This is a genomic window from Streptacidiphilus sp. MAP5-3 (genome assembly GCF_041262505.1).
Lineage (GTDB): Bacteria > Actinomycetota > Actinomycetes > Streptomycetales > Streptomycetaceae > Streptacidiphilus.
The window spans coordinates 268,009-280,482 of the sequence record NZ_JBGCCL010000006.1; the positions used below are offsets into that span (position 1 = coordinate 268,009).

General features: G+C 71.1%; 12 protein-coding genes. 5 read left to right on the forward strand and 7 right to left on the reverse strand.

Features of this window, described 5'->3' with window-relative positions; all coding sequences use genetic code 11:
* Positions 1–175: 175 nt before the first annotated feature.
* Positions 176–2,515 (reverse strand): transglycosylase domain-containing protein, encoded by a 2,340-nt coding sequence (locus ABH928_RS12845; RefSeq protein ID WP_370065457.1) that lies wholly within the window; start codon positions 2,513–2,515, stop codon positions 176–178.
* A 388-nt stretch (positions 2,516–2,903) separates the two neighbouring features.
* On the opposite strand from ABH928_RS12845, the gene ABH928_RS12850 reads away from it, so the two are divergent.
* The gene (locus ABH928_RS12850) at positions 2,904–3,224 is read left to right on the forward strand and encodes a WhiB family transcriptional regulator (RefSeq protein WP_196195848.1); all 321 of its coding nucleotides are present in this window, start codon (positions 2,904–2,906) and stop codon (positions 3,222–3,224) included.
* Between the two features lie 195 nt (positions 3,225–3,419).
* On the opposite strand, the gene ABH928_RS12855 is transcribed toward ABH928_RS12850, so the two are convergent.
* Positions 3,420–4,619: an ArsA family ATPase gene (locus tag ABH928_RS12855; protein ID WP_370065459.1), complete on the reverse strand. Its 1,200-nt coding sequence runs from the start codon at positions 4,617–4,619 to the stop codon at positions 3,420–3,422.
* Positions 4,616–5,644, reverse strand: coding sequence for an ArsA-related P-loop ATPase (locus tag ABH928_RS12860; RefSeq protein ID WP_370065461.1), 1,029 nt, complete (start codon positions 5,642–5,644; stop codon positions 4,616–4,618). Before ABH928_RS12860 ends, ABH928_RS12855 begins: the two co-directional genes overlap by 4 nt.
* A 155-nt stretch (positions 5,645–5,799) precedes the next feature.
* Here ABH928_RS12860 and ABH928_RS12865 point away from each other — a divergent pair, with 155 nt between their 5' ends.
* From ABH928_RS12865 to ABH928_RS12880, 4 genes are all read left to right on the forward strand, one after another.
* Positions 5,800–5,958, forward strand: a complete 159-nt coding sequence (locus ABH928_RS12865; RefSeq protein ID WP_143094391.1) for a DUF4177 domain-containing protein — start codon at positions 5,800–5,802, stop codon at positions 5,956–5,958.
* 2 nt (positions 5,959–5,960) lie between these two features.
* Positions 5,961–6,425, forward strand: coding sequence for a RidA family protein (locus tag ABH928_RS12870; RefSeq protein ID WP_370065464.1), 465 nt, complete (start codon positions 5,961–5,963; stop codon positions 6,423–6,425).
* Positions 6,426–6,533: 108 nt separating this feature from the next.
* The gene (locus tag ABH928_RS12875; protein WP_370065466.1) at positions 6,534–7,424 is read left to right on the forward strand and encodes an NUDIX hydrolase; all 891 of its coding nucleotides are present in this window, start codon (positions 6,534–6,536) and stop codon (positions 7,422–7,424) included.
* A 56-nt stretch (positions 7,425–7,480) separates the two neighbouring features.
* Entirely contained in the window at positions 7,481–8,209 is a 729-nt protein-coding gene (locus ABH928_RS12880; protein ID WP_370065551.1) for an MBL fold metallo-hydrolase, read from the forward strand.
* A gap of 228 nt (positions 8,210–8,437) precedes the next feature.
* On the opposite strand, the gene ABH928_RS12885 is transcribed toward ABH928_RS12880, so the two are convergent.
* The 4 genes from ABH928_RS12885 to ABH928_RS12900 form a co-directional block, all read right to left on the reverse strand.
* Complete coding sequence (locus ABH928_RS12885) at positions 8,438–9,112, reverse strand: Crp/Fnr family transcriptional regulator (protein ID WP_196195843.1); 675 nt, start codon at positions 9,110–9,112, stop codon at positions 8,438–8,440.
* A gap of 164 nt (positions 9,113–9,276) precedes the next feature.
* On the reverse strand, positions 9,277–10,902 hold the full coding sequence (locus ABH928_RS12890; RefSeq protein WP_370065468.1) for an LCP family protein: 1,626 nt from the start codon (positions 10,900–10,902) through the stop codon (positions 9,277–9,279).
* Positions 10,895–11,611: a DUF6542 domain-containing protein gene (locus tag ABH928_RS12895; protein ID WP_370065470.1), complete on the reverse strand. Its 717-nt coding sequence runs from the start codon at positions 11,609–11,611 to the stop codon at positions 10,895–10,897. Before ABH928_RS12895 ends, ABH928_RS12890 begins: the two co-directional genes overlap by 8 nt.
* A 148-nt stretch (positions 11,612–11,759) precedes the next feature.
* Positions 11,760–12,380, reverse strand: coding sequence for an NUDIX hydrolase (locus ABH928_RS12900; RefSeq protein ID WP_370065472.1), 621 nt, complete (start codon positions 12,378–12,380; stop codon positions 11,760–11,762).
* Positions 12,381–12,474 lie beyond the last annotated feature (94 nt).

Genomic DNA, 12,474 nt, shown 5'->3' on the forward strand with positions numbered 1-12,474 from the left:
ATGCTCTCCGATAAGGGAAGTTGCACTCACCCAGGGGCGCGGGGAACTGAGCGACAAGCCACTCTGCGAGGGAGAGCACCGATCTAACAGTGCCATCCGCTCATCGGTGGATTCTCGCGCAGAGCCCCGCGCCCCCAGAAGTGTTGCAACGTCCCGCCGTTGCTCGCCGCACGCGTCAGCCGCCGAAGCCGTTGCCGCCGCCGGGCCCGCCGCCGGCGACGCCGACGATTCCGGTGCCGCCGGGACCGCCCGTTCCGCCGAAGACGGTGCCTGTGCTGCCGTTGCCGCCGCCCGGACCGCCCGTCGTGCCACCCGTCGCGCCGCCGGCCTGGCCGAAGATCGCGCCGCCCACGCCACCGGGACCACCGCTCTGGCCGCCGTTCTGGCCGGGCTTCTTGCCCTTCTTCGCCCCGTCGCTCGACGAGGGCTTCTTGTTCGGCAGCGGCACCAGGTTGAAGCTCCCGTACGGGACGCCCACCAGCGCGCCGTCCATCGCGTCGTGCCAGATCGGACCGGCGACCGTCGAACCGAAGGCGGTCTGCGTGACGCCGCCGATCGACTGGTTGGAGAGGTCCTCGTAGCTGGCGGTGTCACTCACCACGGTCGCGCCCGCCAGCTGCGGGGTGAAGCCCACGAACCACACCTGGTAGTGCGAGTCGGTGGTACCCGTCTTGCCCGCGCTCGGGCGGCCGTCGGAGAAGCCGTCAGCGGCGCCGGTGCCGTCCTCGACCACGCCCTTGAGCATGGTGGTGATCGCGTCGGCGGTGCTCTGCTGCATCACCTGCTGGCAGTTGGCTTGCGGGACCGGCAGCGACTTGTGGTCCGCCGTGGTCACCGAGGTGATCGCGGTCGGCGCACAGTAGAGGCCGCGGGCCGCGAAGGTGGCGTAGACGTTCGCCATCTCCAACGGCGTCAGGTTGTTGGTGCCCAGGGTCAGCGACTGCACCTGCGCGATCGGCGCCAGCGTGGTGCTGTTCGGGGAGTAGGTCGCCTGGCTGGTGATGCCCAGCCTGTTCATCATGTGGACGACGTTGCAGAGACCGGCGTCCTTCTCCAGCGGCACGAAGTAGGTGTTGACCGACTTGGCCATGGCGTCGGGCATGTCGAACGGGCCCACCAGGGACGTCGAGTCGTTCTGGTCCGGCGGGTTGTCGACCTGGGCCAGGGTGTTGCCGTTGCAGTCCGTCATGGACGGGTACGGCTCCTGGTAGGGCGACGGATAGGTCTTGTCCATCTTGAGGCCCTGCTCCAGCGCCGCCGCCGCGGTGATCGGCTTGAACGTCGAGCCGGTCGGGAAGCCGCCGCCACCGCCCATGGTGCGGTCCACGTTGTAGTTCAGCGTGGTGACCGCCGGGCTGGAGCCGACGCCGTACGGGCGGCTCTGACCCATCGCCAGGATCTTGCCGGTGCCCGGCTGGACCATGGTCATCGCCGTGGCGGCCAGGTCGCCCGCGTACACGTGCTTGGTGACGGAGGAGTAGAGGGCCGCCTGGGCCTTCGGGTCCAGGGTGGTGTGGATCTGCAGGCCACCCTTGTCCCACAGGGCCTGACGGTCCGACGTCGTCGCACCGAAGGCCGGGTCCTGCAGGATGATGTGCTCGACGTAGTCGCAGAAGAAGGCCTCCCCGTTGTGGGTGGCCGTGATGCAGCCCTCCTGCGCCTTGTGCGGGGAAAGGCCCAGCGGCGTCGCCTCGGCGGCCTTGGCCTGGGCGGAGCTGATGCTGCCGTACTCGGCCATCTTCTCCAGCACCGTGTTGCGGCGCTGGAGCGCCACGTCCGGGTAGACCAGCGGGTCGTAGTACGTGGGCGACTGCACCAGGCCGGCCAGCAGCGCGGCCTGCTGCACCTTCAACTGGGCGGCGTGGACGCCGAAGTAGCGCTCGGCGGCGGCCTCGACGCCGTAGGCCTGCTCACCGAAGAAGGTGATGTTCAGGTAGTTGGTGAGGATCTGGTCCTTGGTCAGGGTCTCCTCGACCTTGATCGCGTACTTCAGCTCCTGGATCTTGCGGCCGACCGTCTGCCGCTGCGCCTCCAGCACCTTGGCCTGGTCGTTGCCCGCCTCCTCGACGAAGACGTTCTTGACGTACTGCTGCGTCAGCGTGGAACCGCCCTGGGTCGAACCGCCGCCGCTGTTGTTGCTCAGTGCGCGCAGGGTGCCCTTCAGGTCGATCGCGCCGTGCTGGTAGAAGCGGTTGTCCTCGATGTCGACCAGCGCCGCACGCATCAGCGGGGCGATCTGGCTCTCCGGCACGACCGTGCGGTCGCGCGAGTAGACCTTGGCGATGACGTTGTTCTGGCCGTCGTAGATGTAGGAGGCCTGCGAGAGGGGTGGCGTGGTGAAGTCGTCCGGGATGTTGTTGAAGTCGTTGACCGCGCTCTTGGCCGTCAGCCCCAACGCCCCCACGGCAGGAAGGGCCAGGCCTGCCACCAGGCCACCGGCCAGCACGCTCGCGCCCAGAAGGCGGGCTCCGAGCGAGATCTGCTGCAGGGGGGATACCTTCCGCTTCGCTGCCATGCGCAGAACCATACGCGGCGTTCCCCGGACAGGCGGGCAGCTGTTCGCCTACTCTTGTCACAAGCGCACGGCAGGACGCCGTCTGCCCGCTCGACTCACTCTTGTGGGTGATGAGAGATGACCGAATCGTCGGCATATGAGCGGCATATGCCAGGCGGAAGCGTATCCGGCAGGCGCGAAGCGGGTCCCCGAAGCCCGCACAGGCCTGCTGCCTGCGATCACTCCAACGGGTGATCTCCCGAGCACGCATAGTCCAAATGGGCCATAAGGATTGGGCCCCAAGGGGCTGTTGCAACGCCCACTTCTTCCGTAACGTCCTCAACTGGCAACGGCATATTCGCCGTTGCCGCCGTGGGGGAGCCTCGATTCGGGAGAGGACGGCGCCAGCATGAGCTGGGTTGAGGACTGGAGTGCGCAGGCCGCCTGCCGCACCAGTGATCCGGACGAACTGTTCGTCCAGGGGGCGGCACAGAACCGCGCCAAGGCGGTGTGCACGGGGTGCCCGGTACGCACCGAATGCCTGGCCGACGCGCTCGACAACCGTGTCGAGTTCGGCGTCTGGGGCGGGATGACCGAGCGCGAACGTAGAGCACTGCTCCGCCGTCGACCGACTGTGGTGTCCTGGCGCCGTCTGCTCGAGACGGCCCGGTCCGAGTACGAGCAGAGCTACAGCGTCTGCGACGTGGAGGACTACGCCGAGGCGGGCTGAGACCTTTCGCACGCCGGGCTGTTGCACCATCAAGGGCGCGGGGCTCTACTGATTGCGGCTGTGCCGCGTGGGCGCGACAAGCCACCCACGTAGGTGGTTCGCCGAACGAGCAGGGCCATCCGCATGGGGTGGTTGTTCGCGCAGTTCCCCGCGCCCCTGGATGGTGCATGGCAGCCAGTCTGCCCAAGGGTGCGGCTAGTCGCCGGTGAGGCGGGTGCCGATCTCGCGGAGGCCGTCGAGGTCGTGGACGTCGCCCGGGAGCGCGGAGACCTCCGCCACGCGGACGTCCGGGTAGACGGACACGAAGCGGTCCCGCATGCGTCTCTCACGGGTCATCATCTGCACGCGCTCCGCATGGAGCCGGAGCAGGCCCGCGGCCAACTGCTCGCCCGCGCCTGCCGAGCCGTCGTCGAGGGACTCCGCGGCGGCCCGCGCGCGCTCCGCGCTGAGCTGGGGGGCTCCCGTGCGGTGGACGCGGTTGAGGACGAGGCCGGCCAGCGGCATATGGTCGGCCTCGAGGCGGTCGACGAAGTACGCCGCCTCGCGCAGCGCGTCCCGCTCCGGCGCGGCGACGACGAGGAAAGCCGTGCCCTTCGCCTGCAGCAGCGCGTACGTGCGGTCCGCGCGCTCGCGGAAGCCGCCGAACATCGAGTCCATCGCCGAGACGAAGGTCGACACGTCCTGGAGCACGTTCGCGCCCAGCACCTTGCTCAGCACGCCGGTGAACATCGTCATGCCGACGTTCAGCATCTTCATCGCGCTGCGACCGCCGACCTTCGCGGGCGCGGTCAGCACCTTGATGAGCCGTCCGTCGAGGAAGGACCCCAGCCGGTTGGGCGCGTCCAGGAAGTCCAGGGCGGAACGGCTCGGCGGGGTGTCCACGATGATCAGGTCCCACCGGCCCGTCGCGTGCAGCTGGCCCAGCTTCTCCATCGCCATGTACTCCTGCGTCCCGGCGAAGCCGGAGGAGAGCGACTGGTAGAAGGGGTTCTCCATGATCTGCCGGGCCCGCTCGGGGTCGGCGTGGGCGAGCACGACCTCGTCGAAGGTCCGCTTCATGTCGAGCATCATCGCCTGGAGCTCGCCGTCCCCGTTGACGCCCTTGACGACGCGTGGGGTGTTGTCGAGCTCGGTCAGGCCCATCGACTGCGCCAGCCGGCGGGCCGGGTCGATCGTCAGGACGACGACCTTGCGCCCGCGTTCGGCCGCCCGCAGGCCCAGTGCGGCCGCGGTGGTGGTCTTGCCCACGCCGCCGGAGCCGCAGCAGACGACGATCCGGGTGCCGCGGTCGTCGATCAGCGCGTCGACATCGAGGTGACGCGCGGTCAGTTCACCACCGGTGCCGCCGTTCACCGCACTGCCGCTGCCGCTGCTGCCGCCGTTGCCGGTGCTCATGCCGCCCCCTGGTTCCGCAGTTCCGTCGCCAGCCGGTAGAGCCCGCCGAGGTCGACGCCTCCCGCCAGCTGCGGGAGTTCGTAGGTGGGCAGCTTCAGCCCCTGGATGTCGCGGCGCTGTTCGCGCTCCAGCTCCACCCGGGCCGCGTGTTCGCGGCCCTGCTCCAGGAGGGGGCCGACCAGTTTCCGCACCGCCGCGCTCGGACCGCCGCTCGCGCGACGGCCGCCGAGACCGGCCTCGGTGAGGGCGAGCGCCAGCTCCTCCTCGTGGTCGTCCCCGTCGGCGGCCAGCACGGCCGCCGCGTCCAGGACCGGCGGGCGGACCATGTTCACGAAGACCCCGCCGAGCGGGAGCTTCGCCGCGTGCAGGTCCTCTATCCCGTCGACCGTCTCCTGGACCGGCATCTCCTCCAGCAGCGTGACCATGTGCACGGCCGTCTCCGGCGACTGGATCACCCGCATCACCGCCTGCGACTGGGTGTAGATCGGGCCCATCCGGGCCAGCCCGGCCACCTCGGTGTTGATGTTCAGGAACCGGGTCACCCGGCCCGTCGGCGGAGCGTCCATCACCACCGCGTCGTAGACGCGCCGCCCGTCCGGGCGTCGGCGGCGGACCGCCTCGCAGGCCTTGCCGGTCAGCAGCACGTCGCGCAGGCCGGGCGCGATCGTGGTCGCGAAGTCGATGAAGCCGAGTTTGCGGAGCGCCTTCCCGGCGCGGCCCAGCTTGTAGAACATCTCCAGGTACTCGAGCAGCGCCTGCTCGATGTCGATGGCCAGCGCGAACACCTCGCCGTGGCCGCGACCGCCGGCCACCTTGCGCTCCTCGTAGGGCAGCGCCGCTATGCCGAACAGCTCGGCGATGCCCTGGCGTTCCTCGACCTCGATCAGCAGGGTCCGGCGACCCTCCTTGGCCAGCGCCAACGCGAGCGCGGCGGCCACCGTGGTCTTGCCGGTGCCGCCCTTTCCGCTGACGACGTGCAGGCGCACGCCCTCCCAGTCCGGGCCGGCGGATGCGGCTGCGGGCATGTGGCGTGCCTCCCTGGCGCTGGGCGTCGGCTGTCTTGTTCGATCTCGTTCGATCGGTTGCGGTGTTCGGCAGTGGTCGCTGTCTCCAGCAGTCTTGTCCCGTCCAGGCGAGCGTAACCCGTGGGGGTTGGGCGAACGGGCTAGAGTCCGGTGTCATGACCAAGTGGGAATACGTGACGGTGCCGCTGCTGGTGCACGCGACCAAGCAGATCCTGGACACCTGGGGCGAGGACGGCTGGGAGTTGGTCCAGGTCGTTCCTGGCCCGAACAACCCGGAGCAGCTGGTGGCATACCTGAAGCGGGAGAAGCAGTAGCAATGAGCAAGGTAGAGAGCCGCCTGGCCGAGCTGGGCCTGGAGCTGCCCGAGGTCACCCCGCCGCTTGCGGCCTACGTCCCCGCTGTCCGCACCGGCGACTATGTCTTCACCTCCGGCCAGTTGCCGATGGTCGCGGGCAAGCTGAGCCTGACCGGCAAGGTCGGCGCCGAGGTCACCGCCGAGGAGGCCAAGGAGCAGTCGAAGATCTGTGCGATCAACGCCCTGGCCGCGGTCAAGTCCCTGATCGGCGACCTCGACAAGGTCGAGCGCGTGGTCAAGGTCGTCGGCTTCGTGGCGTCCGCCCCCGACTTCACCGGCCAGCCGGGCGTCGTCAACGGCGCGAGCGAGCTGCTCGGCGCGGTCCTGGGCGAGGCGGGCGTGCACGCGCGCAGCGCGGTCGGCGTCGCGGTGCTGCCGCTCGACGCGCCGGTCGAGGTGGAGATCCAGGTCCAGGTCCGCGACTGACCCCGCGGAGTTCCCAAATCTGCCTGTACCCGTCCTGAGCTGGGTATTTCCGGCTCCGGGCACAAGGGTGCCATGGGCAATCCGCAGCCTGCGCCGTACGATCCGGCCATGAGTGATCGACTCCCGCCGAGCTGGGCGGACCGGATCGCGGCGCAGGCACGCGGTGAACTGACCCCCGTCACGCCGCGCCGCGCGGCCACGGTCGTGCTGCTGCGCGCCGCCGAGCAGGGCGGTCGGGGCGCTGAGGGCGCTGAGGGCGCTGGGGGCGGTACCGAGGCGTACCTGCTGCGTCGCCGCACCTCCATGGCCTTCGCGGGCGGCATGTACGCCTACCCGGGCGGGGCCGTGGACCAGCGCGACAGCGGGCCCGAGGTCGGCTGGGCCGGTCCGGACGCGGAGGCCTGGGGCAGGCGGCTCGGGGTCCCCGCCGACGACGCACGAGCGATCGTCTGCGCGGCGGTCCGTGAGACGTTCGAGGAGTCCGGCGTGCTGCTGGCCGGTCCGGATGCGCACTCGGTGGTCGCTGACGTCTCCGGCGAGGAGTGGCGCGCCGCGCGCGCGGCCCTGGAGGCGCACGAGCTCTCCTTCGCCGAGTTCCTCGCCAAGCGCGGCCTGGTGCTGCGCAGCGACCTGTTGGGCGCGTGGTCGCGCTGGATCACCCCGGCGTTCGAGGAGCGCCGCTACGACACCTGGTTCTTCGTCGCGACCGTCCCCGATGGCCAGCGCACGGCCGAGGTGCCGGGCGAGGCGGACCGGGTCCTCTGGATCAGCCCCGCTGAGGCGGTGGCCCACTACGCGGCGGGCGAGTTCGGCATGCTGCCGCCCACCGTCACCACGCTGCGCGAGCTGGAGCCGCTCGCCTCCCCGGCCCAGGCGCTGGAGGCGGCGGACGCGCGCACCGTCCAGCCGATCATGGCCGAGGCGCGGATCGAGCAGGACGGCGCGGTCGTGGTCAGCTGGCCGGGCTACCCGGGTCTGGCGCTGCGGGGGAAGTTGTGACCGTCCAGCAGCCGACCGAGCGAGCCGCTCTCGTGCTCGCGCCCAACCCGTCGCCGATGACGCTGGAGGGCACCAACACCTGGATCGTCGCCGAGCCGGGATCCACCCAGGCCGTGGTGATCGACCCGGGCCCCCTGCACGAGGGCCACCTCGCGGCCGTGCTGGCCGCCGTCGAGGCGCGCGGCTGCCGGGTCGCCGCGACGCTCCTCACCCACGGCCACACCGACCACGCCGAGGGCGCGGCCCGCTTCGCCGAACTCAGCGGCAGCGGGGTCCGGGCGCTGGACCCGTCCCTGCGGCTCGGCGAGGAGGGCCTGACCGACGGCGACGTGCTGACGTACGGCGGCATGGAGCTCCGCGTCGTCGGCACGCCCGGGCACACGTCGGACTCGCTCTGCTTCACGCTCCCCGCGGACGGCGCGGTGCTGACCGGCGACACGGTCCTGGGCCGGGGCACCACGGTCGTCGCCCACCCGGACGGCCGCCTGGGCGACTACCTCGACTCCCTGCGCCGCTTGCGCGCTCTCGCGCAGGAGCGCGACGTCACCACGATCCTCCCGGGCCACGGCCCGGTCCTCACCGACGCCCTCGGCGCGGTCGAGTACTACCTCTCCCACCGCGAGTCCCGCCTCGCCCAGGTCGCCGCAGCGGTGGCCGCGGGGCACACGACGCCCGCGGCGGTCGTGGCCCACGTCTACGCGGACGTCGACCACGCGCTGTGGCCTGCGGCGGAGTGGTCGGTGCGCGCGCAGCTGGAGTACCTGCGGGAGCAGGGCGCGCTGTAGCGGCGGATTCGCTCCCGCATCTGGTTGCAAACGTCAGGGGCGCGGGGAACTGCGCGACAAGCCACCCTGCGAGGTGGAGCCCCGAACGTACAGGGCCATTCGCTCATCAGTGGTTACTCGCGCCCACGCGGCGGAGCCGCAGATCAGCAGAGCCCCGCGCCCCTGATAGTGCAACTGCCCCGCATGCCCCAACTGGGATAGTGCAACTACCTCGTCTGCCCGAAGGGCTCAGCGCGAACGGCGCGCAAGACGCTCGACGTCGAGGAGGATCACGGCGCGAGCCTCCAAGCGGAGCCACCCCCGCTGCGCGAAGTCGGCGAGCGCCTTGTTGACCGTCTCGCGGGACGCGCCGACCAGCTGGGCCAGCTCCTCCTGGGTGAGGTCGTGGACGACGTGGATGCCCTCGTCCGACGGGACGCCGAACCTGCGCGACAGGTCAAGCAGCGCCTTGGCCACGCGGCCGGGGACGTCGGAGAAGACCAGGTCCGACATGACGTCGTTGGTCCGGCGCAGGCGGCGTGCGATGGCGCGCAGCAGCGCGATCGCGACCTCGGGGCGGGTCTGCAGCCACGGCTGCAGATCGCCGTGGCCCAGGCCGAGCAGCTTGACCTCGGTCAGCGCGGAGGCCGTCGCCGTACGCGGGCCCGGGTCGAAGAGAGAGAGCTCACCGATCATCTCGCTGGGGCCCACCACCGCGAGCATGTTCTCGCGGCCGTCGGCCGAAGCGCGGTGCAGCTTCACCTTGCCCTCGACGATGACGTACAGCCGGTCGCCCGGGTCGCCCTCGTGGAACAACGACTCGCCGCGCGCGAGCGTGGTCTCCGCCATGGAGGCACGCAGCTCCGCTGACTGTTCATCGTCCAGCGCGGTGAAGAGCGGTGCCCGCCGCAGAACGTCGTCCACTCGGTCCTCCTAGTCGGCCGTGCAGGCTTGAGGTGCGTTCCCCATCATGCCCGACCGGGAAACAGTGCGATCAATCACAACAAGTGTGTCCTACGTGTTTGCGGATCTCCTAGCCGGGTCGCACAAGAGTCCGTTTTGACCCTGGGCGCCCGGCCGGGCGCCCGTCAGTCCACGCAGGGGATGCCCTGGCCCATCTCGACCGCCGAGCCCTGGAAGGGGATGTCGGAAACCGTCCCGGCCTGCGCTCCGTCGGACGAGCCGCCGGGGCCGCCCGCCCCACCGCCCGACCCGCCGGAGGCCGCCGCGCCGCCGGGCGACGTCGGCGTGGCGTCCGTGCCCAGGACCACCTCGACGCGGCCGGGGGCGACCGCGCTGGAGGAGGCCACCGTGATGCCGCTGCCGCCGAGCTTCGCCGCGATCTGCTGGGCGGCCTGCTGCGCGCCGCTGCCGTAGTGGACCACGGTGCGGGTGTGCGGGGCGGCGTTGCCGGTCCGGCCCTGCGACCAGCCCGCGTCGACCAGCGACTTCAGCTTCTGCGCCGCCAGACCGGTGATCCCGGAGCCGTTCAGCACGTCCACCGTCGCCGGTGCGACCTGCTGCGGCGCCGACCCGCCGCCGCTGCCGCCGTTACCACCGGACGCGGGCGAGGACGACGCGGGCGTCGCCGCCGGGCTCGCGTCGTGGCCGGTCAGGCGCTGCATGATCCGCTGGATCTGCAGCTCGTCGACCAGGTTGACCGACTCCCCGTTGCGGGTGGCGAAACCCTGGATCGGGAGGGTGTTGAAGACGACGTTGCCGCCGGTCAGGCTGGGGACCTGCTGGGCGAAGTCCAGGATGTTCCACTGCGAGTCGAGCACCACGTCCTTCTTCACCACGTCGAAGAGGGACTGCATCTTGCCCAGGTCGTTGAAGAGACCTTCCTGCTTCAGCTTGTACATCACCGAGGAGATGAAGGCCTGCTGGCGGTGGGTGCGGTCCAGGTCGCCGTTGGTGAGGTTGTGGCGCTGGCGGACGAAGGCCAGCGCCTGGGCCGCGTCCAGCGTGTTGTAGCCGGCGTGGAAGTCCGCGCCGGAGCCCTGGCCCGCCATGGCCGGGTCCTTGGTGGCGTGCTTGAGGCAGACCGTGATCGGCTGGACCACCTGGGCGATGTCGTAGAAGCCGAGCAGGTTGACCTCGGCGAAGTGGTCGATCCGGATGCCGAGGAACTGTTGGACGGTGGCCAGCGTCGCCTCCCGGCCAACCTCGCGGCTCTGCTGCTCCAGCGCGGCGCCGGTGAGGCCCTGCGCCTTGAGGGCGGGCTCGGCGGCGGCCTTGGCGATGCCGTAGGCCTCCTTGACCTTGTGGAAGCCCTGGCTGGTCCCGTCGCCGTTGAGCGTCTGGACGTAGTCGTCGCGCGGGATGGAGAAGGCCTGCACCTTGCCGCCGCCTGCCGGGATGTGCAGCAGGATCAGGGTGTTGGTGTTGTACCCGCCGATGTCGCTGGACCCCGCGTGCAGGTCCTGCTCGACGAACTGCTTCGGCAGGTCGTTGCCGTTCATGTCCTTGCGGCTGTCGAGGCCGATCAGCAGCAGGTTGATCGAGTTGTCGATCTTCGGCGGGGCGTGGCGTTGCGCCACCGCCAGGGCGTCCGAGGTGTTCAGGCCGTCCGTCAGCGAGTTGTAGGCGAACCACGAGATGCCGCTGACCAGCAGCACGCCCGCGGAGGCGGTGGCGACGGCGGCGCGTCCGGCCTGGACCAGCGACGGAGCGGACCGACGGCCCACCGCGCGGTTGCGGGGGCGGTCAGCCATGGTGGTTCCTTCGCGGGACGGGGACCTGGCTCGGATCCTGCGGCTGGGCATCGGCCGCGCTGGAGGCCGCTGCTGAGGCCGCTGCCGACGCCGGGCCTCCGTCCGCGTCCGCGCGGCGCGGGCGGACGACGCGGGGACGGACGCTGCGGGGGCGGGCGTCCTGCGGGCGGACCGCACTGCCTTCGCCGCTGCGCAGCGCGAGCACCCGGCGCAGGCCGAGGGCGGCCACGGCGGCCAGAACGGCACTCGCCATGATCGGGAAGTCGGTGACCGCCCACTTCACCGAGGCCGTGGCGAGGGACCGGCCGCCCGCGAGTTGGTCGCCGTGCAGAGCCAGTTGGGAGACGACCGTGATCGCGGCCACCAGCAGGGGCGGCATCGGCAGCACCCACCACAGTCCGCGTCGGGTGCAGAGGAGTGCCGCCCACGCGGTGCCGAGCGCCGCGCAGAGGGCGAAGACCACGCCGAGCGGGTTGCCCAGCACCTCGTCGACGCCCGCGCCGAGGAGCGGCAGTCCGACGAGGACCCAGCCCGGCTTCGGGCGGGCGACCGGCCAGCCCCGGCGCTGGGGCGGTTTGGCCGTGTGTCCGCCGCAGCGCGACGCCCGCCGCGGCTTGGGCTGGGGGTTCGGCCGGGTGCCCGCCTGAGCGCGCTGCGGAGGTCGCGGTCGGGCGGACTCGGGGTGTGACAGAGCCAACTGCTCGGCCATTCCACTCCTCTCACTGCTCACCACAGGCGGTGTGTACCGGGCATATCCCCTCAGCTCTGGCGTACCAGGTGCAACACACGCACAGAGGGCATACATCGTTCCGCAAGGTGGCGTCGCTGTCACGCCTGTGACGGGGCGCGTCGAGCAGTCAATTCCCCAGCGTGCGCGCCCCGGCGCGGGACTCGACGGCGAGCGCCACCAGCTCGGACCACCAGGGCTCGCGCTCCCTGACCAGCAGCCGCTGGGCCTCCGCAGGCGTCACCACGCGGACCTCGACGACCGGTTCGCCGTCGTCGGGGTTGGTCGGCTCGGAGTCCACCAGGACCTCCGCCCAGCCCCACAGCCAGGCCTTCTCCGGGTGCGGCTGCCAGGGACGGTAGGGGCGCGGGTTGTCCGTCACGCAGTGGTGCGCGCCGATCCACGCGGGTGCGCCGAGCATCCGCGCGCCCGCCTCCTCGCGCAGTTCGCGGGCCAGGCAGCGGTGGACGCTCTCACCCTGCTCCCGCGTCCCGCCGGGCAGGAACCAGTGGTCGCGCTCGTCGCGGCAGAGCACCACGCCGTCGTCCTGGAACCCGACGAGATGGATGTTGGTGATGAGCCGGTCCTCGGGCAGCTGTGCGGAGAACCGGGCGTCCAGACTGCCCCAGGCCCAGCGTTGCGGCGCGTGCAGGTGCGGGTAGCGCCGCGCCAGGGCGGCGAGCTCCGCAGGGTCGACTCGCACCGGAACGAGTTCTGCCGGATCGTCAGGGCGCTCAGTCATCTGGGTCATTCGCCGAGCGTATCGGCGAACTCACGGGTAGTACGGCCAGGTTGACGGGGCTGGTCGCAGCACCCGGGCTCCGCGCCCAGGCTCTGTCCCCCGG

What these genes read in the sequence shown, in the direction of transcription:
- ABH928_RS12875 (WP_370065466.1), top strand. Translation starts at nt 6,534, where the DNA reads ATGAGTGATCGACTCCCGCCGAGCTGGGCGGACCGGATCGCGGCGCAG.
- ABH928_RS12865 (WP_143094391.1), top strand. Translation starts at nt 5,800, where the DNA reads ATGACCAAGTGGGAATACGTGACGGTGCCGCTGCTGGTGCACGCGACC.
- ABH928_RS12845 (WP_370065457.1), bottom strand. Translation starts at nt 2,515, where the DNA reads ATGGCAGCGAAGCGGAAGGTATCCCCCCTGCAGCAGATCTCGCTCGGA.
- ABH928_RS12850 (WP_196195848.1), top strand. Translation starts at nt 2,904, where the DNA reads ATGAGCTGGGTTGAGGACTGGAGTGCGCAGGCCGCCTGCCGCACCAGT.
- ABH928_RS12890 (WP_370065468.1), bottom strand. Translation starts at nt 10,902, where the DNA reads ATGGCTGACCGCCCCCGCAACCGCGCGGTGGGCCGTCGGTCCGCTCCG.
- ABH928_RS12895 (WP_370065470.1), bottom strand. Translation starts at nt 11,611, where the DNA reads ATGGCCGAGCAGTTGGCTCTGTCACACCCCGAGTCCGCCCGACCGCGA.
- ABH928_RS12860 (WP_370065461.1), bottom strand. Translation starts at nt 5,644, where the DNA reads ATGCCCGCAGCCGCATCCGCCGGCCCGGACTGGGAGGGCGTGCGCCTG.
- ABH928_RS12880 (WP_370065551.1), top strand. Translation starts at nt 7,481, where the DNA reads ATGACGCTGGAGGGCACCAACACCTGGATCGTCGCCGAGCCGGGATCC.
- ABH928_RS12870 (WP_370065464.1), top strand. Translation starts at nt 5,961, where the DNA reads ATGAGCAAGGTAGAGAGCCGCCTGGCCGAGCTGGGCCTGGAGCTGCCC.
- ABH928_RS12855 (WP_370065459.1), bottom strand. Translation starts at nt 4,619, where the DNA reads ATGAGCACCGGCAACGGCGGCAGCAGCGGCAGCGGCAGTGCGGTGAAC.
- ABH928_RS12900 (WP_370065472.1), bottom strand. Translation starts at nt 12,380, where the DNA reads ATGACCCAGATGACTGAGCGCCCTGACGATCCGGCAGAACTCGTTCCG.